The organism is Saccharibacillus deserti (assembly GCF_013618475.1).
GTDB lineage: Bacteria > Bacillota > Bacilli > Paenibacillales > Paenibacillaceae > Saccharibacillus > Saccharibacillus deserti.
On record NZ_JABJVN010000012.1, the window covers coordinates 37,388 to 59,625 of the forward strand.

Below are 22,238 nucleotides of genomic sequence, written 5' to 3' on the forward strand. Positions count from 1 at the left end.
GGGGGAAACGTCATGGCAGCACCTAAAGCTTTTAATGCCACACGCGGCGATAAAATATTCGACGTCGCCAACATCGTATTAATGTCGGTGGTTCTGATCGTTACACTGTATCCGTTCCTGAACGTACTGGCGATTTCGCTCAACGAATCCTCCGATACGGTAAAAGGCGGCGTCACGATCATTCCTCGGGCTTTGACTTTCGAGAACTATCAGCAGATCTTCCAATACGAAGGTCTGATCCGCGGCCTTTGGAACTCGATTCTTCGTACGGTAATCGGTACGGTGTTCGGTCTGGCCAGTGCGTCGATGTTGGCCTACACGCTCAGCCGTCCCGATTTCCAGGCCCGCAAGTTCACGTCGACATTCCTGGTTGTCACCATGTATGTCAGCGGCGGTATGATCCCGGTCTACATCCTGTTCCGCGACTTAGGGCTGCTCGGTTCGTTCTGGGTGTACGTTCTGCCGGGTATCGTCAGTGCCTTCAACGTTATCGTTATCCGTTCCTTCATGGACGGCCTGCCGTATGCGCTGCAGGAATCGGCCAAACTTGACGGAGCGAACGATCTGACCATCTTCTTCCGGATTATTCTTCCTCTGTGTAAGCCGGTACTCGCAACAATCGCGCTGTTCCTGGCGGTCGGACAATGGAACTCCTGGTTCGATACGTATCTGTACAACGGCAGTCACGAGGAACTCACTACCCTGCAGTTCGAACTGATGAAGGTGCTTCAGAGCACCCAGCAGGGCGGCAGCGGACAGCAAGTAAATACAGCCAACATGGCGGAGCAGATGAAGCAGATCTCGCCGGAGTCGATCAAAATGGCGATCACCATCGTGGTTACGGTACCGATCCTGATCGTGTATCCGTTCCTGCAAAGATACTTCGTCAGCGGTATGACGCTCGGCGCGGTAAAATCGTAATCGATTTTGGTCCATCAAAAGTTCCTCGGGTATTTACGGGAGGCTCAAGCCTCCCGATATACAAAGGGCGCTTTGCGAAATTCGCCTGAAGCACATTTTCGGACTATTTTGACAAAGAGCTCCATACAGATAAAGAGACAAATTCTCAGGGTGAATGAAAAGGGAGGTTTTTTGAAGTGGCAAGTAAAAAAGCAAAATGGGTAGCGCCGGTTGCCTTGGCATCCATCGTAGGTCTGACAGCATGCGGCGGCGGCGACGCAGGTAAGAGCGGTGCCGCAAGCGACGTTGAAAGCGGACCGATCGAATTCACCATGTTCAGCGCGGATTCGAACAGCAACTGGGTAGGGATGCAGGACGCGGTAGGCAAAAAGATTACGGAAAAAACGGGAGTCACGCTCAATGCGGAATACGCAGTCGGCGGCGATACGCAAAAAGTCTCGCTGATGGTCGCTTCGGGCGAATATCCGGACTTGATCATGCCGAAAGGCGACACAAGCAAACTGGTTGATGCCGGCGCGCTGGTGGATCTGACGGAACTTATCGACAAACATGCTCCGAACATCAAGAAAATGTATGCGGAAGACATGAACCGTCTGAAGTTCAGCAAAAGCGATCAATCGATCTACATCATTCCGACTTACAGCGGCGTAGGCCAAACTTCGTTTGATGCGGGCGGCGGTTTCGAACTGCAGCTTGAAGTGCTGAAAGAACTGGGTTACCCGGAAATTCGCACACTGGAAGATTACGAAAAAGCCATCAAGGAATACTATGCGAAAAACCCGACGATCAACGGACAGCCGACGATTCCGATGACTTTGAACGCGGACGATTGGAAGATCATGATCGGCGTAACGAACCCGGCCTTCCAGGCCACAGGTCTGCCGGATAACGGCGAATTCTACATCAATCCGGAAACGTACGAAGCGCAAATGCACTACAAGCGTCCGGAAGAGAAAGAATACTTCCGCTGGTTGAACAAAATGTATAACGAAGGCCTGCTGGACAAAGAAACCTTCACGCAAAAAAGCGACCAATACCTGTCCAAAATCTCCAGCGGACGCGTGCTGGGCACGATTAACCAAGAGTGGGATTACGCCGAAGCGGAGAACGCTCTCAAAGGTTCGAGCGACGCAACGACCCAGAACCGGATCTTCGGTCACTTCCCGGTTACGCTTAGCGAAGAATACAAAGACCATTCGTTCATGGACGCCGGTTTCCCGGGCGGCTACGGAATCGGTCTGACTACAAACCTGAGCGAAGAAGAACAAGTTCGCGCCATCAAATTCCTCGACTGGCTGGCTTCCGACGAAGGTCAAGTCCTGGTACAGTGGGGCGTTGAAGGCGAACATTACAAAGTGGAAGACGGCAAACGCGTAATTCCGCAGGACATTCAAGAGCGCAAAACGAACGACAACGTCGCGTTCACCAAAGAAACGGGAATCGGCATGTACACGACGATGTCCCCGCATTACGGCGACGGCGTAAAAGACGCAACAGGCAACTATTACACGACGAACTTCCCGGAACAAATCCAAAATGCGTATACGCAGCCTGAAAAAGACGCGCTGAAAGAATACGGCGCGACAACCTGGAAAGACCTGTTCCCGAAAGCCGAAGAACTGGGAACAAGCGATTGGGGCGCAGCCTACAACCTGCCGGCTCCGAACGACCCGGCCTACACGGTAGCGTTCCAAAAGTCGCAGGATATCGTACGCAAACGGATCCCGGAAGCCATCTTGTCCACACCGGACAAATTCGATGCCGTCTACGATCAAATGCTTGAAGAATTGAATTCTTCCGACATTATCGAGATGGAAAAAATCTTCTCGCAGCAGATCAAAGACACGGTTGAACTGTGGGGCACAGGCAAATAAAGAATAGGAACAATCAGTGATTTTAAGAAAAAAGGCCCTCAAAAGGGCCTTTTTTCTTTTTCAAACAAAAATAAACATTTCCGTTGACAAAACGTTTTCGGAGCGTTATATTCTTAACTGTAAGCACTTACATTATTAAATGAAGAAATTATTCAGGCTTTATTCGAAAACGCTTCTACCCGATCAGGAGGTACCGCGAGCAGACGGAATAAAGTCTAATTATTTATTAATAATGTAAACGCTTAATATGACAACTATCGCAAAAATTACAGGTTCACGAAGCGAAGTCGGACAGGATCGGTATGATCGGGCAAAGCCCGTTGTACACATATAAATTCCATCCAAAGGGGGATGTAGATTTATGAAGGGGAAAACAAAGAAAATTGCGGCTTTGCTCATGACAAGCACACTGGTTGTAGCAGCGGGGTGCGGCGGTGGCGGCGATACAGCAACCAAAACGCCGGCCAGTACGGACACGGGCAAGAAAACAGACGCGGCTGCAGCCGACAAGACGCCAAGCACCGAGCCGGTAACATTCACGTTCTTCGGCGGAGATGCCAGCCCGAACTGGACCGGTATGAAAGACGCGGTAGGCAAGGTCATTACGGAAAAAACAGGAGTCACGCTGAATGCCGAATTCGCGGTCAGCGGTACCGACCAACAAAAAGTCGCCCTGATGATCGCTTCCGGCGAGTACCCGCAAATTATCTTCCCTAAAGGCGAAACCAGCAAATTGGTCGACGCCGGCGCCATGGTCGATCTGACCGAGCTGATCGATCAATACGCACCGAACATCAAGCGGATCTATGGCCCGTACATGAACCGTCTGAAGTTCAGCAAGGAAGACCCTTCCATCTACACCATCCCTACAAACGCCATGGTCGATCAAACGTCTTTCGATGCCGGCGGCGGATTTGAACTGCAGCTTGCGGTTCTGGAAGAACTGGGCTATCCCGAAATCCGTACCGTGGAGGATTTTGAGAAAGCACTCAAAGAATACTATGCGAAACACCCGACAATCGACGGTCAGCCTACCATTCCGCTTACGCTGAACGCGGACGATTGGAAGATCATGATTACCGTAACGAACCCGGCCGTATACGCAACCGGCGGACCGGATGACGGCGAATACTATATCGATCCGGAAACGTACGAAGCGAAACTGCACTACAAACGTCCGGAAGAAAAAGAATACTTCCGCTGGCTGAACCACATGTACAACACCGGCCTGCTGGACAAAGAATCCTTCACGCAAAAGAACGACCAATATTTGGCAAAGATCGCCAGCGGCCGCGTTCTCGGTCTGATCGATCAGAACTGGGACTATCAGGAAGCCGAAAACTCCCTCAAAGGCGCTGGCAAGCATGAGCGCACTTACGGCCACTTCCCGGTTACGCTGACGGAAGAATATGAAGATCATTCCTTCGTCGATATCGGCAACGGTTCCGGCTACGGCGTAGGCCTGACAACCGCATTGAGCGAAGAAGAGCAAATCCGCGCGATCCAGTTCCTGGACTGGATGGCTTCCGACGAAGCCCAAATCCTCAACAACTGGGGGATCGAAGGCGAACACTACAAAGTCGAAAACGGCAAACGCGTAATCCCGGCTGACGTGCAGGACCGCAAAACGAACGATAATGCGGCTTTCACAAAAGAATCCGGTGTAGGCCTGTACGCTCCGCTCTCCGTTCGTTTCGGCGACGGCGTAAAAGATTCGACAGACAACTACTACACAACGAACTATCCGGAACAAATCACGGCGAACTACAGCGAACCGATGAAAAAAGCACTGGCCGCTTACAAAGCGACAACTTGGAAAGATCTGTTCCCTGGCAAAGACGCATTCCCGGTTAAAGCATGGGGTGCTGCTTATAACCTGCCGGCTCCAAGCGGTGCAGACTACACGGTTGCTTTCCAAAAATCGCAGGATATCGTCCGCAAAGCGATTCCGGCTGCAATCGTAGCGACTCCGGAAGAATTCGATGCCATCTACGATCAAATGCTTGAAGAGCTGAACGGTTCCGGTATTCCGGAAATGGAAGCCACTTACACGCAGCTGATCAAAGACACAGTCGAAGCTTGGTCGGCCAAGTAACCTAGCCTTTCGTATCGGCAAACAGCCTTCATCTCCCGGGATGGAGGCTGTTTGTTTGAATGGGATGTCCAGACAAAAAGGCAGACGGAAAATGTGGGAATCGTCGATTAAATTTTAACTAATGAATTGACGCTATTTGGAGCCTGTCTTATACTGAACACATATGTGTAAGCCGTTTCAACAAGAAAGTCCGGCAAAAATCTAAAACGTTTTCCGAAAACGGGGGCTGGTCGAAATGAAGCAAAACCGAACGCATAAATTATGGTACAAGCAGCCTGCGGAACGTTGGGAAGAAGCTCTTCCCGCAGGCAACGGCCGATTGGGTGCGATGGTCTTCGGCGGAGACCGCCGCGAACGCTTGCAGCTGAACGAAGACACCCTCTGGTCGGGCTTTCCGCGGGACAAGGTCAACTACGATGCGCAGCGGTATCTGAAGCAGGCCAGAGAGTTGATTTTTGACGAAAAATACGGGGAAGCCGAGCAGCTGATCAATCAGCGGATGCTGGGATGGAATACGGAAGCCTACCAGCCGCTGGGCGATCTGTATATCGAACGGATCGGCGGCGGAGAAGCTTCGGATTATGAACGGGATCTGGATCTGGAGAACGGGATACTGACTACGGTATTTACGGCGGACAAGGTCCGGTACAAGCGCGAAGTATGGATCAGCGAACCGGATCAGGTCCTTGCGGTCGAGTTGACTGCCGATCTTGCGGGAGCCATCGATATCGATGTATCGCTGGAAAGTCTGCTTCCTTATGAGGCAGCGGCGGCAGCGGATGGAAGGCTAACGATGAGAGGCATGGCGCCGAGCCATGTGGAATCGAACTATTTCCGGGATCATCCGCAGGGCGTGCTGTTCGAAGAAGGACTCGGCATGCGGTTTGAAGCGCAGCTGAAACCTATGGTCTTCGGCGGGGAAGTTCGCGCGGTGTCCGGACGGATCGAGATTCGCGGAGCCGACCGGGTCGTTCTGCTGCTGGCGGCGGCGACCAACTTCGAAGCCTACGACAAGCTGCCCGAGAGCGGGAACCGCCGCCCCGGGCGTTTGTGCGAAGCCTGGCTCAACGCAGCGTCGGCTGTGGAGGCTTCGGTGCTGCGGGAGCGCCATATCCGCGATCATGCGGCGCTGTTCGGTCGGGTAGAGCTGAACCTGGGCGGTGCGGAACGGGCGGAGCTGCCGACGGACGAACGTCTCGAGGCCTACAGGCAGGGGGCGGCCGATCCGGCTTTGGAAGCTTTGTATTTCCATTATGGCCGCTATCTGCTGATGGGAAGCTCGCGTCCGGGAACGCAGCCTGCCAATCTGCAGGGCATCTGGAACCATCAGATCGAACCGCCCTGGAACAGCAACTATACGTCGAACATCAATGTCCAGATGAACTACTGGCCGGTCGAGTCGGTCAATCTCGGCGAATGCCATGCACCGATGCTGAAGATGATCGGAGAACTGGCCCAAACGGGCAAACGAACGGCGAATATCCATTACGGCGCACGGGGTTGGACGGCGCATCACAACGTCGATCTCTGGCGGATGACCACGCCTTCCGGCGGAGAAGCCAGCTGGGCGTTCTGGCCGATGGGCGGTCTGTGGCTGACTTCGCATCTGTGGGAACATTATTTGTTCACGGGCGATGACAAGTTCCTGCGGGAAGAAGCCTATCCGATTCTGCGCGAAGCGGCGTTCTTCGCCGTGGATTGGCTCGTGGAAGGACCCGAAGGCACACTGACGACCGCGCCCTCGACTTCGCCGGAGAACAAGTTCCGTACGGCGGACGGAGAGCCGTGCAGCACCGCGTTCGGCTCGGCCATGGACTTGACCCTGATTCGCGACGTACTGGAGCATGCCGTGGAGTCCGCCGGAATTCTGGGGTTTGCGGAATCCGAAGTGTCGGAATTCGCCGCGGCCTTGAAGCGTCTGCAGCCGCTGCGGATAGGCTCCGATGGACGTCTGCTGGAATGGGGAACCGAATTGGAAGAACATGAGCCGGGCCATCGTCATGTCTCGCATCTGTATGGCGTCTATCCGGGGCGTTCGATCAACCGGGAAGAATCGCCGGAACTGCTTGAAGCGGCCCGGTCGTCGCTTGCGGCCCGTATCGAAAGCGGAGGCGGCCACACGGGCTGGAGCTGCGCGTGGCTGATCAATTTGTATGCCCGCCTGCTGGACGGGGAAAGTGCCTATCGCTTCGTACACACGCTCCTGGCCCGCTCTACGCATCCCAATCTGTTCGACGACCACCCGCCGTTCCAGATCGACGGCAACTTTGGCGGAACGGCCGGCATCGCGGAGCTGCTGCTGCAGAGCCATCTGGGCGAGCTTCATCTGCTGCCGGCGCTGCCCGAAGCCTGGCCGGACGGCTCCGTACGCGGGCTGCGCGCACGCGGGGGCTTTACCGTCGCGCTGGAATGGCGCGGCGGCCGGATCCGGTCGGCCGAGATTGCGGCCGACCGCTCCACCGCGGTCCGACTGCGTACGGACCGCGCTTTCGAGGGCGCCCTGCCGGCTGCCGCGGGCGAGGCGGGGGCATTCGCCGGCGCTTTGACCTTTGCCGCCGGGCAGACCGTTCGCCTCGCCTTCGAGTAGGCGAAGCGCCTTTGTCTGCGCGCTGAACGCCGCAGACCTCTTTTCTTATCGCCTGACCGAGCCTAGCGGGTCAGGGTCAAGACCACTTACATTCAACTTATGGAGGAACGACAACGATGACGATTTTTCAATTTCCGAACGGCTTCAAATGGGGAACGGCCACGGCCGCTTATCAAATCGAAGGAGCCGCACAAGAAGGCGGACGCGGTCCGTCTATCTGGGATACGTTCTCCCATACGCCTGGCCGGGTCTACAACGGCGATAACGGCGACGTCGCCTGCGACAGCTACCACCGCTACGAGGAAGATGTCGAGCTCATGAAAGAACTCGGTATCAATACCTACCGTTTCTCGATCTCCTGGTCGCGGATTATTCCGGACGGCGACGGCGAGATCAACCGGGAAGGCCTGGACTATTACCACCGTTTCGTCGACAAGCTGCTGGAAGCGGGCATCGAGCCGTTCTGCACCCTTTACCATTGGGATCTGCCGCAGACGCTGCAGGACGTGGGAGGCTGGGAGAACCGGCGCACGATCGACGCTTTCGTCAAATACTCGGAAGTGATGTACCGCGAATTTTCCGGCAAGATCAAATCCTGGCTGACCTTCAACGAGCCTTGGTGCATCGCGTTCCTGTCCAACCTGATCGGCGTTCACGCGCCGGGCAAGCAGGATCTCCAGGTTGCTCTCAACGTGGCGCACAATCTGCTGGTGGCACACGGCAAATCCGTGTCCAAGTTCCGCGAGCTGGGTTCGGACGGCAAGATCGGGATCGCGCCGAACGTGGCCTGGGCCGTGCCGTATTCCAAAAGCGCGGAAGACCAGGGAGCCGCGGACCGAAATATCCAGGTGTTCTCCGACTGGTTCCTCGACCCGATCTACAAAGGCAGCTATCCGAAGCCGCTGTACGATTGGTTCGAGCAGTCCGGCCATGTGCCGCCGATCGAAGAAGGCGACATGGAAGCCATTGCGCAGCCTATCGACCATATCGGGATCAACTATTATGCGATGAGCGTCAACCGGTTCAAACCGGACGGCGGCTACTTGCAGATGGAAGAGGTAGACATGGGCTTGATCAAGACCGATATCGGCTGGCCGGTCGAGTCGAGAGGCCTGTACGAAGTCATTCATTATCTGCAAAAATACGGCAACATCGATATCTACATCACGGAGAACGGGGCCTGCATCAACGACGATATCGTCAACGGCAAAATCAACGATACGCGCCGGATCTCCTATCTGCAGCAGCATATTGCCCAGGTACACCGCGTCATTACGGACGGCATCAACCTCAAAGGATATATGGCCTGGTCGCTGATGGACAATTTCGAGTGGGCGGAAGGCTACCGGATGCGTTTCGGACTCGTGCACGTGGATTACCGTTCGCTGAAGCGGACACCGAAAGAAAGCTTCTACTGGTATCAAAACGTCGTGAAAAACAACTGGCTTGAGACTCGCAGAGACTAGGAGAGCAGCCCAAAAGACGCGGATTCCCGCGTCTTTTTTGTGTTTTTCGGGAGCATGAAAGGTTTAACACGCTGGACAAGAGTCCGGCGGAATCCGATATTTCTATACGGATCCAAGAAAGCGAAGCAGCCAACCGAATATAAAAAGCAAAATAAGTGTGAGAAATGTCACAGAAATGTCGAAGAGAACGCTATCATCTTGATGCATTCGCAGCGCGGGAGGTCGATAATAGGAGAAAGACGCAAAGGAGGCGGCATCCAGATCAGACAAAATGCGCAGATGAAGCACAGGAGGCTTACGGCGGGCAAGAAAGATGTTTAGGATGAGTGCCGAAGATGTTATAAGGCTATAGAAGCCTATATAAAGGAAGAGAAAATTTAAATTTGAAATAAAGTGAGGTGGGAGAAGAACAATAGCCGGTTATGGAAGGGAAGCGGATAGGAAAAGAGCCTATTGAGATCTTTTTTAGGGCCTCCAAAAGGGGTTGACCTTGAATTAAGTGTTTTTCAAGACCCTACATCACGGTTTCTCGCCAATAGTTTGACATCTTTGTTAACAAAGTCAAAACTTTTCGAAAAAGCTGTTCATTTCTGGTATCTTTAAGTGTAGAATCAAAGTTGCGTTTTAATGTATGAAATGCTTGTCGAATTTATTGAGCGTTCAGCAAAGAGAGGGGATCCACATGGGCAAAAAACGAAGATCGCTCGTTCGCGCAGCTTTCTCGGCCGTCATGCTCGTTATGACGATGCTGCTGCTCTCGGGATGCGCGGACTATATGGTCCTCGATCCGAAGGGACCGATCGCCGCAAAGCAGTTGGACCTGATGATTATCACCGTTATTTTGTGCGCGATTATTATCGTGCCGGTGCTTGTCATTACGTTCGTCATTGTTTGGCGCTATCGGGCCAGCAACAAGAAAGCCGACTACAAGCCGGAATGGGCACACAGCAACCTGCTGGAGACGATCTGGTGGGGAATTCCGATTGTCATCATTATCGTCCTCGCTATCATCACCGTGCGTTATACGCATGAACTCGAACCGGCCAAAGCCCTTGCAAGCGACAAGGAAGAAGTGACGATTCAGGTCGTGTCGCTGAACTGGAAATGGCTCTTCCTGTATCCGGAAGAAGGGATTGCGACGCTTAACACGATCACGATTCCGGAAGATCGTCCGGTACGTTTCGAACTGACGGCCGATTCGCCGATGAACTCGTTCTGGATTCCGGAATTGGGCGGACAGATCTATGCGATGTCCGGTATGTCCATGGCGCTGCATCTGCAGGCCGACGAGCCGGGAACCTACTTCGGTACGGCCGCGAACTTCACCGGCGAACACTTCGAGAACATGACATTCGACGTTCATGCCACGAGTGATGCCGACTACGAAAAGTGGATCGCCGAAGCGAAAGCGTCGCCGAACACGATCACGAAAGAATCGTACGAAGAAATGTCCAAGCCTACGGAATCGGAAGAACCGACCTTGTACTCTTCGTTCCCTGAAGGCATTTACGAAAGTATCGTGACCAAGTACATGCACGAAGGTGCCGAGCTTCATCAGCACGGAAGCGCAGCTGAAGGCGAAGCGGAAGGTACGGCATCGGCGGATTCACAAGCGAACTCGGAAGAACACGATTCTTCTTCGCACAAAGGCCACTAAGATCCGGTTCTAGACCGGATCGGCTGATCCGAACAATCAATGCAACGAAAGGAGCTCCCTAATGCTCGAGAAAATCAAAGAGTTCGCATCCGAGTTTTTTGTAACGGGCGACCCGCTCATCTACGGCGCGGACGCATCTATCGTTCTGGCGACGCTCGGGATCGTATTCGTACTGACGTACTTCAAAAAATGGGGCTGGCTCTGGAAAGACTGGCTTACGACCGTCGACCATAAAAAGATCGGGATTATGTATATCCTGGCCGCGATCGTCATGCTGTTCCGCGGCGGCGTCGATGCCGTTATGATGCGAACCCAGTTGGCTTTCCCGGATCTGAACTTCCTGGAAGCCGACCACTATAACCAAATCTTTACGACGCACGGCGTTGTCATGATCTTCTTCATGGCCATGCCGCTGATGTTCGGTCTGTTTAATATCGTGGTGCCGCTGCAGATCGGCGCGCGCGACGTCGCTTTTCCTTTCCTGAACTCGCTAAGCTTCTGGCTGTTCTTCGCCGGCGCGATGCTGTTCAACCTGTCGTTCGTTATCGGCGGTTCGCCCGATTCCGGCTGGCTCGCCTATCCGCCGCTCTCCGGTGCGCAGTTTAACCCGGGCGTCGGACAGAACTTCTATATCTGGGGGATTCAGATCTCCGGTATCGGCTCGCTCGCGTCCGGTATCAACTTTATCGTTACGATTCTCAAGATGCGCGCTCCGGGCATGACGATGATGAAAATGCCGATGTTCACCTGGTCGGTATTCGCCGCTTCGACGACGATCATCTTCGCTTTCCCGATCCTCACCATCACCATGCTGCTGCTGTTTATGGACCGCTTCTTCGGCGCCCATTTCTTCACGCTTGACGGCGGCGGCAACCCGATGATGTATATCAACCTCATCTGGATGTGGGGTCACCCGGAAGTGTATATCGTCGTTCTGCCGGCTTTCGGCGTCTTCTCCGAAACGGTTGCGACCTTCGCGAGAAAGCGGCTGTTCGGTTACGTGTCGATGGTATTCGCCATGGTGATCATCAGTATCATTTCGTTCTTCACCTGGGCCCACCACTTCTTCACCATGGGCTCCGGCGCAAACGTCAATTCCTTCTTCGCGGTTTCGACGATGATTATCGCGATTCCTACCGGGGTCAAGATATTCAACTGGCTGTTTACCATGTACAAGGGCAGGATCAGCTTCCCGACTCCGATGATGTGGACGATCGCGTTCATACCGGCATTCGTTGTCGGCGGGATGACGGGGGTTATGCTGTCGGTTGCACCGGCGGACTTCCAGTTCCACAACAGTTACTTCCTGATTGCCCACTTCCACCAAGTACTGATCGGCGGCGTGGTATTCGGTTACTTCGCGGGCCTGTACTACTGGTGGCCGAAGATGTTCGGCTTCAAGCTGAACGAGTACCTCGGCAAATGGGCATTCTGGTTCTGGAACATCGGTTTCTACGTCTGCTTTATGCCGCAGTACCTCGTCGGTCTCGACGGGATGACCCGGCGGATCAGCGTATTCAAAGACCCGGACTGGCAGGGGCTCAACGTTCTTTCGACGATGGGCGCTTACCTGATGGGTATCGCTTTCCTGTTCCAGGTCGCTCAGATCGTCTACAGCATCTTCCGTCACGAGAAAGACACGACGGGCGATATCTGGGATGCTCGTACGCTTGAGTTTTCGATTCCTTCCCCGGCGCCGGAATACAACTTCGCGGTCATTCCGCAGGTTCACAGCCGCGACGAGTGGTGGGAAGAGAAAGAACGCCGTGCGAGAGGCGAGAAGCCTTGGGATCTCGGACCGATCGAACCGATTCATATGCCGAAGAATTCGGCAATCGGGCCGATCATGGGAGCCTTCTGGTTTGTTGCCGGTTTCGGTCTCGTCTTCCACTGGCTGTGGATGGCCATTCCTGGCCTGCTGGGCGTATTCATCTGTATGTACGCTCGTTCCTTCAGCGCCCACAAAGCGGAATACTATATTCCGGTTGACGAAATTGAACGAACTGAAGCTAAGTTAAGAGGGGGCGCGGTATAATGGCACAGTCTCCGGCACACGGCACGGATCATCACCATCACGCTGCGGGTCATCATGATCCGCAGGATATCAAACTGCTCGGTTTCTGGATATTCCTCGTAACCGACGTTATCTTGTTCGCAACGCTGTTTGCGACATTCATCGTTCTTCGCGGCGGTACGGACGGCGGTCCGACCGGCGCGGAACTGCTGGAGATTAACGGGATCATCATTTCGACATTCCTGCTCCTGACCAGTAGTTTTACAAGCGGCGTGGCCGTATTGGCCATGCATCAGCACAAAATCAAGCAGATGATTATCTGGCTTGTGATTACCGGATTACTCGGGGCAGGCTTCCTGTACCTCGAAGTCAACGAGTTCCTGCATTTGATCCATGAAGGCGCGACGCTGCAAACCAGCGCGTTCTGGTCGGCATTCTTCACGCTCGTCGGCACGCACGGTGTGCACGTTACCGTGGGTATCGGTTGGATGATCGCGATCATCATTCAGATCGTTCGCCGCGGTCTGACCGACGATACCAAAGGCAAAGTTACGGTATTCAGCTTGTACTGGCACTTCTTGGACGCGGTCTGGATCTTCCTGCTCTCGATCGTGTACCTGATGGAGGTGATGTAAGATGGCGGATCACAACAACACGCATAACAGCCACGGTGGGGATCGTCACGAGCACGGTTCGCTCAAATCCTACATCATCGGTTATATCATTTCGATCGTTCTGACGATCATTCCGCTCGTTGTCGTCCTGAACGACATGATGGGCCGTACGGCGACCCTCGCGGTTATCATGGTAACGGCAACCCTGCAGTTTCTGGTTCAGCTGATCTTCTTCATGCACATTCGCGACGGAGAGCAGCCTCGTTGGAACCTGATCACGTTGATTTTCGGGGTTCTGATTCTGCTGACGATCGTAGTCGGCTCGATCTGGATCATGGGCAACAACTCGATCGGCATGAAAATGTAGACAGGAAATTTGAAAAAGAGTCCGCTTCGGCGGACTCTTTTTTTGTTTATACATATTCGCATATAAATTGGGTAAATTCCGCCGATACGTCTTGGCCTACCGCATACAAGCCGATCAGGACTCCGGTGAAACCGCCCGCGACCTCCGACGAGAGATAGCGGGTCTGAGCCGTGCCCAGCGGGATTTCCCGGCCGTCTTCGACAAGGAAGAAATGATAGCGTTCGTGCCCGGAGCGGATCAGCAGCCGAACGGCTCCTTCGCGGCCCAGCTTGATCTCTTGTTCGACGGACTTGACGTCGCCGATATTCAGGCGCTTGATGACGGATCTGCTGCCGTCGGCGCCGCTGCGGATAGCCAGGTCGTAGTGATGGTTCTCGTCCATATAGAGGGTGATCCCGGCTTCGCCTTCCTCACGGGCGGACAGAAGAACTTCGCAGGCGATCGTCGCATCGAAGTCTTTTTGCCGCAAAGCGATAAAGGTCGGCGAAGCCGGCTCATCCAAAGCGACGTCCGTGCCGTGCAGCAGCAGCCGATCGTTTTGCAACTTATAATTAGACTTTTCCGGATGCCTCAGATAACACCAGTCCAGCGCCCAATCCGTATTTTCGAACGTATCGAGCTTCTTCCCCCGCTGGCGTACCGTTTCGGGGATCCGGTCGGTCGTGAACAGGGTCAGCGTCAATCCGTCGTGTCCCGCGGTAAACCAGCCGTCTTCGCCGAACGTAACCGGAGTGAGAAAGACCTCGCGTCCCAGATGATGATAAGTCAGCCAGCGGCCGATCTGCCGGAAACCCAGGTGCAGCATCCACCAATGGCCGTTCCCGTCCTGCACCAAATCGCCGTGTCCGACGCCCTGAAGTTCGTAGCCGCCCAAATTGCGATTGGTGAGCACGGGATTGTGCGGGTACGCTTCGAACGGGCCGGACAGCCGATCGCCCCGGGCGTACACGACCATATGTCCGTATTCCGTTCCGCCTTCGGCGGCCATCAGATAATAGCGTCCGTCGATTTTGTACAGATGCGGGCTTTCCAGGTAACGTCCGCCCGTTCCCTGCCAGATCGAACGGCTCGGCGAACGTTTGGCTCCCGTGGAGATATTGATCTCGCACTGTACCACGCCGCCGATTCCGTCGTCGCCCGTTCCGTTGCTCATAAAAAATGCTTTTCCATCTTCAAAGTACAGGTCCGGATCGATGCCGCCCTGGTCGACGTAGACGGGTTCGGACCATTCGCTGTAAATATCGTCGGTCCAGACATAGAAGTTCTGACGCGTCGTATCATTGGTGGTGGTCATGTAGAATCGTCCCGCATGATACCGGATCGTCGGAGCGAATACGCCGCCGGAACTGTTGACGCCGCCGAGCTGCACCTGGCTCTCCCGGGTGAGACAGTGACCGATCTGCGTCCAGTTGATCAAATCTTGGCTCTCGAACAGCGGAACGCCGGGGAAATACTGAAACGAACTGCATACGAGATAATAGGTATCTTCGACCTTGCATACGCTGGGATCGGGGTAAAAGCCTTTGATGACCGGATTGCTGTATTTCATAGGAGGCTCCTTTGCTGAATTCGCTTTTTTGTGAATCGGCTAACTTATTGAATCTAAGCAAATTAAACATGATCCGCACGATCTTTACAATATGATAAAGTGAAAAAGAGAATCGAAATCCGTTGAATGAATATGAAGGTGATTTCAAGTTCCGATGGAGGGAGACGGCGTATGGTCAAAGCAAACGGGAATAAGGCATTCATGCCGCTTTACGAAGCGCTGGCGAGCGAAGTCAGGTGGAAGATCATGAGCCTGCTGGCGGAAGGCGAGCTCAATGTCAAAGACTTGGCGGCGAAGCTGAAGCTGAGCCCGTCTATCGTCACCCTGCATATCCGCAAGCTTGAAGAAGCCGATCTGATCGGCAGCCGACGGACGAGAAGGAATGGAGGCACCCACAAACTGTGTTTTCTCAAGCAGCGGAAAATCGAGATCGAGCTGCCATCCAGGCGGGAAGAACCGAAGATCCGGGAACAGTCGATTGCGATCGGCCATTATACGGCTTTCGATATCTATCCGACCTGCGGCCTCGGCACCCCGGAGAAAGAGATCGGCGTATGGGACGATCCCCGCTACTTTCTCGATCCGGAACGGGTACAGGCCGCCATTTTGTGGTTTGGACACGGTTTTGTAGAGTACAAGACGCCCAATTATCTGCTTCCGGAGCAGCAGGCGGCCGCTATCGAAATTTCCGTGGAATTGGCTTCCGAAGCGCCGGGACTGCGGGACGACTGGCCTTCGGATATCGGATTTGTTTTTAACGGTATCGATCTCGGCACCTGGACCAGTCCGGCCGATTTCGGGCGAGCCGCACGCGGCAAATATACGCCTTCGTGGTGGCATCGCAACGTCAATCAGTACGGGCTGCTCAAAACGATCCGGATCGATGCCCAAGGGACGTTTATCGACGGAGAACGGATATCGGCTTCGACGATCGGAGAGCTGCGGCTGGACGAACCTTTTTGGACGCTTCGGTTCCGGGTCGACGAGCGGTCGGAGAACGTAGGCGGTCTGACTCTGTACGGAGCGGGCTTTGGCAATCATGACCAGGATATCGTGATTCGGGTGCATATCGACGACAGTCAAACGGAAGGGGGAAAACGAAACGAATAAGAATCTTTCGGGCAGCGGGAGCACCGGTCAAAAAAATCGGCCGGACTCACGCGCATAACGGTGCATTGTGGCTCGCTTTGTCGGGCAGCGGCGCTGCATTTGCGTTTTACGGCAAAAAAGCGGAGGTCACGTTAAAAGGCGACAGCACCGCGCAGGGCACCGGGAATTTTGCCCGCTTCGGTATCGACGTCAACGGCGTACGGGTCATCGATGACCGAATGGACCAAAGCCGCAAAACCTATACCGTATTCGACAGCCGCACCGACGAACAAGTGACGGTCCGGATCGTCAAACTGTCGGAAGCGGCCAGGTGGACGGTAGGGATCGAAGCGATCGGTGTCGAAGCCGAGGAAGGTATCCGGCCGACTCCGGATAAACGGCGCAAAATCGAGTTTATCGGCGATTCCATTACGTGCGGATAGGGGATCGTTTCCGGGTATACGGAGAACGTTGCCAAGCTGCTCACCCATTTGATTCCGGATTATTACGGAAAATGGGCCAAATCCGAAGGCAGACCGGAAGGGGAATTGGAACCTTTGACGATCGATTGGGATTTTGCGCAGTTTGTTCCCGATCTCATCGTCGTGAACCTGGGAACGAATGACGATTCGTACACCGGGGACGAGGCCGACAGACAAGCGGAGTTTGGCCGGCAGTATGTACGGTTTCTGGAGCAGGTGCGAAGCCGAAGCGCCCAATCCGACATCCTCTGCACGCTCGGCATTAGGGGTGACCGGTTGTATCCCCATATCGAACAGGCAGTTCACCGCTACAAGGAACAAACCGGCGATGCCCGCGTATTCCTGATGAAACTCGATGTGCAGCAGGCCCAAGACGGATCGGCTTCCGGCGGTCATCCTTCCCGGAAGACCCATGCGCGGGCCGCAGAGACCTTGATTCGGACATCGAAAGATTATGGAGTTGAAAAAAAGAGCGCCCCTTCTTGGCGCAAGACCCGGGACGGTTACCAGCGCTTTGACGGCCCGCAGGGGTATGGCACGATCCAGCAAAGCCAGCAGGGCGGAAGTCAGAAAGGCGACGGTCGGGTTCACGATAATGAACCTGACCGTCGCCTTTTTGCCGTGTCCGATCGCGTAATCCCCTCCTTTGAATCCCTCCAGGCAAGCACCGGCTCGCCGGTCTGGATGATAAGCGATCGGCGCCGAGGGGGGACGAAGGCATGGCGGCCGCCTGCTGAGCCAAAACGTTCTTTTTGCAAAAATGGCTATACAAAAAGAACTTAATGAACTAATATGAACCTATATAAACGTTTGTTTATGCCCGAATCTTACAGAACTTCAACCCGAAAGGATGAATATCGTGGAAAATCGCTATGCTTCCCACCCGAATGAAGTCAAGACTTTCGATACGACCCGTCTGCGGGAAGAATTCCTGATCGAAACCCTGTTTGCGCCGGACCGCCTTGTAACCGTTTACTCCCATGTGGACCGTTACATCGTCGGCTCCGCCGTACCCGTATCCGGAGAAATCAAGCTGGAAGCGGATTTCAAGCAGATCGGCGCGGATTATTTCCTGGAACGCCGCGAAGTCGGCATCATTAACGTCGGAGGCGGGGGTTCCGTAACGGCGGACGGCGAGACATTCGAAGTCGGCAAAAACGAATGTTTGTACATCGGCCTCGGAGTCAAGGATGTCATCTTCCGCAGCGCGGACGGCGGCAGCCCTGCCAAGTTCTACCTGGTGTCCACGCCGGCCCACCAAGCCTATCCGACCCGCAAAGCCGGCCAGGGTGAAGCGATTCAGGCGCATCTGGGCAGTATCGACAGCTCGAACGAGCGGACGATCAACAAATACATTCTGCCGGGCGGAATCGAGAGCTGCCAGCTTGTCATGGGTATCACGGAGCTTGAGCCGGGCAACATGTGGAATACGATGCCGTGCCATACGCACAACCGCCGCTCCGAAGTATACCTGTATTTCAATATGCCGGAAGACGCCGCGGTATTCCACTTGATGGGAGAACCGGAAGAGACCCGTCACCTGGTCGTGCGCAACGAACAGGCGGTCATTTCTCCAAGCTGGTCGATTCACAGCGGCGTCGGCACGAACAATTATACGTTCTGCTGGGCCATGGGCGGCGAGAACCAGCTGTTCGACGATATGGACGCGGTGAATATGAAAGACTTAAAATAGATCCTAACCACTTTTTACGGAATAGGAGCTATGCCAGACATGAACGCACTCAAACGGCACGAGAAGATTATGGAAATTCTGATTGAGCGGCAGGAGGTCGGAGTGGGCGAACTGAGTTCGCTGCTGGATGTGACCGGCAAGACGATTCGGGAAGATCTGGCGCGGCTTGAGGAAAAAGGACTGCTTATGCGTGTGCACGGCGGTGCGATGCTGGCCCAGAACGATCAGTTCGGCATTTTGTCGTCCAAAGGAACAGGGGATAAACATGCCGCGGAAAAAGCGGAAATCGCCGCGCGTGCGCTGCTTTATATCGAACCCGGCGATATCATCGCCCTGGACGGAGGCGGCACGACGCTCGAAATGGCCCGTCAACTCGACAATGTTCCGCTGACCGTGATTACGAATGACCTGTTTATACTCAGCGAACTGGCGCGCAAGGATAAGATCCGTTTGGTCGTACCGGGCGGGGAGCGCGTGCGCAACGTGCTGATCGGTCCGGGCAGCGCGGAGTTCGTCGAAGGACTGAATATCAGCAAAGCGTTCCTATCGGCAACGGCTCTGCATGCGGAACTCGGCGCTTCGATCTACACGGGCGATCTGGTGCCGTACAAGAAAGCTCTCGTCCGGACGGCCCGCCGGGTATACGGAGTGGTTGAACACCAGAAATTCGGACAGTTCGCGCTCTGGACGTTCGCGGAATGCCGGGAGCTGGACGTGATTATTACCGACAGCAAGCTGGACGAGGCACAAAAAGCTATATTTGCGCAAAAGAATATCACGCTGGACGACGGAAGCGGCGAACGGAAGATTTAGGCCGGATGGCTTCGGACGGCCCGGCGACATTTTGGGAGGAAAAAAGATGGGCGTATTCGATCTGAACGGTAAAGTGGCATTGGTAACGGGAGCAAGCGGAGGACTCGGTCAGGGGATGGCGCTTGCGCTGGCGGAAGCGGGAGCGGATATTCTGGCGGTCTCCTACTCCTCGTCTTCCGACACGGTAGACAAGGTGAAAGCGCTCGGACGCCAGGCTTACGAGATCCAGGCCGATCTGAGCAAAAAGGAAGAGCTGGAAGGCGTAGTCGCACGCTGCCTGGAACTTGCGGGCCATATCGATATTCTGATCAACAATGCGGGCATTATCCGGCGTACGCCGATCTCCCGGCACAGCTGGGAAGATTTCGACGATGTGCTGGATATCAACCTGAAGACGGTCTTTTACCTGACGCAGTTGGTCGGCAACCACATGGTCGAACGCGGCAGCGGCAAAGTGATCAACATTGCTTCCATGCTGTCTTTCCAGGGCGGAATCAATGTTCCCGGGTACACGGCGAGCAAACACGGCGTCGCGGGTCTGACCAAAGCGTTCGCGAACGAATGGGCATCCAAAGGCGTGCAGGTCAACGCGATCGCGCCGGGCTACATGTCGACCGACAATACGGCACCGATCCGCGAAGACAAAGATCGGACAGATTCGATCACGGTACGTATTCCGGCTGCGCGCTGGGGAACGGGCGAAGATGTAGGCGGTCCGGCCGTGTTCCTGGCTTCGGCGGCGGCCAATTACGTGAACGGCCACGTCCTCTGCGTAGACGGAGGCTGGATGATCCGTTAGGCCGGCGTACCCAACCGGAGGGAAGACTTCGTCAGACGTTGGCAGAACAGGCAGAGCGGTTTCCGAAGCGGGCGGCAGAGGAGCAAGGCGGGAAAAGAACCTGTCGGCCCCCTGCCGTTTTTTACTTCTCGGGCCGTACAACAAAGGAGGAACTGCAGATGAAACTCGGTATTCTGGCACATACCTACGGCAAACTTCCGGCAGCGGAACTGGCCCGCAAAGTGGCGGAGGAAGGCTTCGCTTCCGTCCAGCTGGCCCTCCTCAAAGCGATCGGGGATATCGACTGCTCGCCCGGCCGGCTGAGCCCGGGACTGGCCAACCATATTGCCGAAACGTTCGACCGGGAAGGCGTGCGTATCGCGGTGCTCGGCTGTTATATCGATCCCGTCCATCCCGATCCGGATGTCCGTCGATCCGAAATCGTCCGCTTCAAGGAACATTTGCGCCTGGCCCGGGATTTCGGCTGCGGAATGGTCGCGACGGAGACGGGTTCTATCCGGACTTACGCCGAATCGCATCCGTCGAATTTTGAAGAACAAGGTTGGAGCGTACTGCGGCAGACCGTGTCCGAACTGGCCGAAGAAGCGGAGAAGTGGGGCGCGAAGCTGGCGATGGAGCCGGTTGCCGGGCATACGCTGCATTCGCTCGGCCATTTCCGGCGGCTGCTTGAAGAAGTGCCGTCTTCGACGATCGGTCTGCTGTTCGATGCCTGCAATCTGCTGAACGAAGAAAGACTGTCCAAGCAGGACGAGTTGATCCGCGAAGCTTTCGATACGCTGGCCGACCGTATGGTGCTGATTCATGCCAAGGATCTGGACTTTGGCGAAGGCGGACATTTTGCGGGCAGCGGACGCCCGAGACTGGACCGGCCGATCGGCGGAGGACTGCTGAACAAGGAGCTGCTCTACCGTCTCCTCAAGGCACACAAGCCGCATATCGATATCTCGCTTGAAGGCGTTACGGCTTCGGAAGCGAAGCCGGCGGCCGATACGCTTCGGCGCCTGTACGCGGAAGCTTGAACAAACGGGAAGCAGGGCGATCAATGAGCAGAAGAGCGCTTATTTGCGATGTAGTCCGGGTAATGGGGCGTGAGACACAAACCCCATACTGCGGCAAAAGGAGCGAATGCAAATGAGCCATCTCAAGCAGGAGTCGGAACAACTTCCAGTGGCATTGGTAACGGGCGGAGCCAAAGGCATCGGCAGAGGGATCTGCCATGTGCTGGCCCAGAAAGGCTACCGACTTGCGCTGACTTATCATTCGGATTCGGATGATGCGGAAGGAATTGCGAAAGAACTCAAGCATATCTACGGGGCCGAACCTTTTGCGCTGCAAAGCGATTTGACGCAGCCGGGCGAAGCAAAGAAAGTGATCGACGCCGTATTGGGACATTTCGCCCGGATCGACCTGCTGGTCAACAATGCGGGCCAGAGCACCATGAAGCCGCTGACGGAGCTGGAAGAAGAAGATATCGGCTGGATGATCGCTCTCGATTATACGGCGCCTATCGTGCTGTCCAAATATGCCGCAAGATCGATGATCGAGCGCGGTATTAGGGGCAGTATCCATTTCATTACTTCGTCCCGCGGCGAGCGCGCTTATCCCGGCGACAGTATCTACGGCGGGATGAAGGCTGCGCTGATCCGCTCCTGCGGTTCGCTTGCACTCGAATGGGCCCCGCACGGGATTCGGACGAACTGCGTCGCTCCCGGAGCTACCGTCAACGACCTGGATCAGGATGCCCGGACGGAGCCGCTGGGACGGAAGATTCCGCTGGGACGCATGGGAACGCCATCGGATATCGGCGAAGCGATTGCCTGGCTGGCATCCGACAAAGCGGCTTATATTACAGGCATCAATCTGCGGATCGACGGCGGATTGATCCTGCCGGGGATGCCGGAAGATACGTCGGAAGAAGCCGGTTACGGTTGGGGCTTTGTACATCCCGGAAAAGATTGAACAAACGATTATCCGGTCGGAGCAGGATCAAGCGGTCTGTGAGCAAACAGGCCGTTTTTTGTATTAAACTCACTAATCCAATCGGGATTTATTTTAGGGCCTTTTCATTCCTCTCCATCTGTGTCAGAATAGGATCCAAGCACCGCGTTCAAGAGCTAAAGAGCAGGGAGTCCTCCAGCAGCTTGACCTCAGCCAGAGCTTGATGTGTTCGCGGTCTGTGCGGAACAGATGAAACCTTTTACTGTTCGAACACGGCCGG

General features: G+C 54.9%; 18 protein-coding genes. 17 read left to right on the forward strand and 1 reads right to left on the reverse strand.

The genetic code is table 11. The annotated features are described in order from the left end of the window. Positions 1-12: 12 nt before the first annotated feature. From HOP44_RS21415 to cyoD, 9 genes are all read left to right on the forward strand, one after another. Positions 13-921 (forward strand): carbohydrate ABC transporter permease, encoded by a 909-nt coding sequence (locus tag HOP44_RS21415; protein WP_172257251.1) that lies wholly within the window; start codon positions 13-15, stop codon positions 919-921. 176 nt (positions 922-1,097) lie between these two features. Further along, complete coding sequence (locus HOP44_RS21420; RefSeq protein WP_172257253.1) at positions 1,098-2,795, forward strand: ABC transporter substrate-binding protein; 1,698 nt, start codon at positions 1,098-1,100, stop codon at positions 2,793-2,795. A gap of 361 nt (positions 2,796-3,156) precedes the next feature. Beyond that, entirely contained in the window at positions 3,157-4,890 is a 1,734-nt protein-coding gene (locus HOP44_RS21425; RefSeq protein ID WP_172257255.1) for an ABC transporter substrate-binding protein, read from the forward strand. A 235-nt stretch (positions 4,891-5,125) separates the two neighbouring features. After that, entirely contained in the window at positions 5,126-7,477 is a 2,352-nt protein-coding gene (locus HOP44_RS21430) for a glycoside hydrolase family 95 protein (protein ID WP_172257257.1), read from the forward strand. Between the two features lie 116 nt (positions 7,478-7,593). Then, positions 7,594-8,943, forward strand: a complete 1,350-nt coding sequence (locus HOP44_RS21435) for a GH1 family beta-glucosidase (protein ID WP_172257259.1) — start codon at positions 7,594-7,596, stop codon at positions 8,941-8,943. 682 nt (positions 8,944-9,625) lie between these two features. After that, positions 9,626-10,600, forward strand: a complete 975-nt coding sequence (gene cyoA, locus HOP44_RS21440) for a ubiquinol oxidase subunit II (RefSeq protein WP_172257261.1) — start codon at positions 9,626-9,628, stop codon at positions 10,598-10,600. A 61-nt stretch (positions 10,601-10,661) separates the two neighbouring features. Then, positions 10,662-12,635 (forward strand): cbb3-type cytochrome c oxidase subunit I, encoded by a 1,974-nt coding sequence (locus HOP44_RS21445; protein ID WP_172257263.1) that lies wholly within the window; start codon positions 10,662-10,664, stop codon positions 12,633-12,635. After that, complete coding sequence (locus tag HOP44_RS21450) at positions 12,635-13,249, forward strand: cytochrome (ubi)quinol oxidase subunit III (protein WP_172257265.1); 615 nt, start codon at positions 12,635-12,637, stop codon at positions 13,247-13,249. The genes HOP44_RS21445 and HOP44_RS21450 overlap by 1 nt, the downstream gene beginning before the upstream one ends. A gap of 1 nt (position 13,250) precedes the next feature. Continuing rightward, positions 13,251-13,595, forward strand: a complete 345-nt coding sequence (cyoD, locus tag HOP44_RS21455) for a cytochrome o ubiquinol oxidase subunit IV (protein ID WP_172257267.1) — start codon at positions 13,251-13,253, stop codon at positions 13,593-13,595. A gap of 46 nt (positions 13,596-13,641) precedes the next feature. Here cyoD and HOP44_RS21460 read toward each other — a convergent pair whose 3' ends face one another. Then, complete coding sequence (locus HOP44_RS21460) at positions 13,642-15,144, reverse strand: glycoside hydrolase family 43 protein (protein WP_172257269.1); 1,503 nt, start codon at positions 15,142-15,144, stop codon at positions 13,642-13,644. Between the two features lie 171 nt (positions 15,145-15,315). Between HOP44_RS21460 and HOP44_RS21465 the strand changes: the two genes are divergently transcribed. From HOP44_RS21465 to HOP44_RS21495, 8 genes are all read left to right on the forward strand, one after another. After that, positions 15,316-16,254, forward strand: a complete 939-nt coding sequence (locus HOP44_RS21465; protein WP_172257271.1) for an ArsR/SmtB family transcription factor — start codon at positions 15,316-15,318, stop codon at positions 16,252-16,254. Between the two features lie 35 nt (positions 16,255-16,289). Continuing rightward, complete coding sequence (locus HOP44_RS22945; RefSeq protein ID WP_343060005.1) at positions 16,290-16,676, forward strand: hypothetical protein; 387 nt, start codon at positions 16,290-16,292, stop codon at positions 16,674-16,676. A 114-nt stretch (positions 16,677-16,790) separates the two neighbouring features. Then, positions 16,791-17,498 carry an SGNH/GDSL hydrolase family protein gene (locus HOP44_RS22950; protein WP_246370004.1) on the forward strand — a complete coding sequence of 236 codons (708 nt, stop codon included), beginning with the start codon at positions 16,791-16,793 and terminating at the stop codon, positions 17,496-17,498. Between the two features lie 76 nt (positions 17,499-17,574). Beyond that, positions 17,575-18,408 carry a 5-dehydro-4-deoxy-D-glucuronate isomerase gene (gene kduI / locus HOP44_RS21475; protein WP_172257273.1) on the forward strand — a complete coding sequence of 278 codons (834 nt, stop codon included), beginning with the start codon at positions 17,575-17,577 and terminating at the stop codon, positions 18,406-18,408. Between the two features lie 39 nt (positions 18,409-18,447). Next, positions 18,448-19,221, forward strand: coding sequence for a DeoR/GlpR family DNA-binding transcription regulator (locus tag HOP44_RS21480; protein WP_172257275.1), 774 nt, complete (start codon positions 18,448-18,450; stop codon positions 19,219-19,221). A gap of 46 nt (positions 19,222-19,267) precedes the next feature. Next, a complete protein-coding gene (gene kduD, locus HOP44_RS21485; protein WP_172257277.1) occupies positions 19,268-20,020 on the forward strand; it encodes a 2-dehydro-3-deoxy-D-gluconate 5-dehydrogenase KduD in 753 nt (250 codons plus the stop codon). Positions 20,021-20,178: 158 nt separating this feature from the next. Beyond that, positions 20,179-21,039, forward strand: a complete 861-nt coding sequence (locus HOP44_RS21490) for a sugar phosphate isomerase/epimerase family protein (protein ID WP_172257279.1) — start codon at positions 20,179-20,181, stop codon at positions 21,037-21,039. Between the two features lie 112 nt (positions 21,040-21,151). Then, positions 21,152-21,979, forward strand: a complete 828-nt coding sequence (locus tag HOP44_RS21495) for an SDR family NAD(P)-dependent oxidoreductase (protein WP_172257281.1) — start codon at positions 21,152-21,154, stop codon at positions 21,977-21,979. The last annotated feature ends 259 nt before the right edge of the window (positions 21,980-22,238 follow it).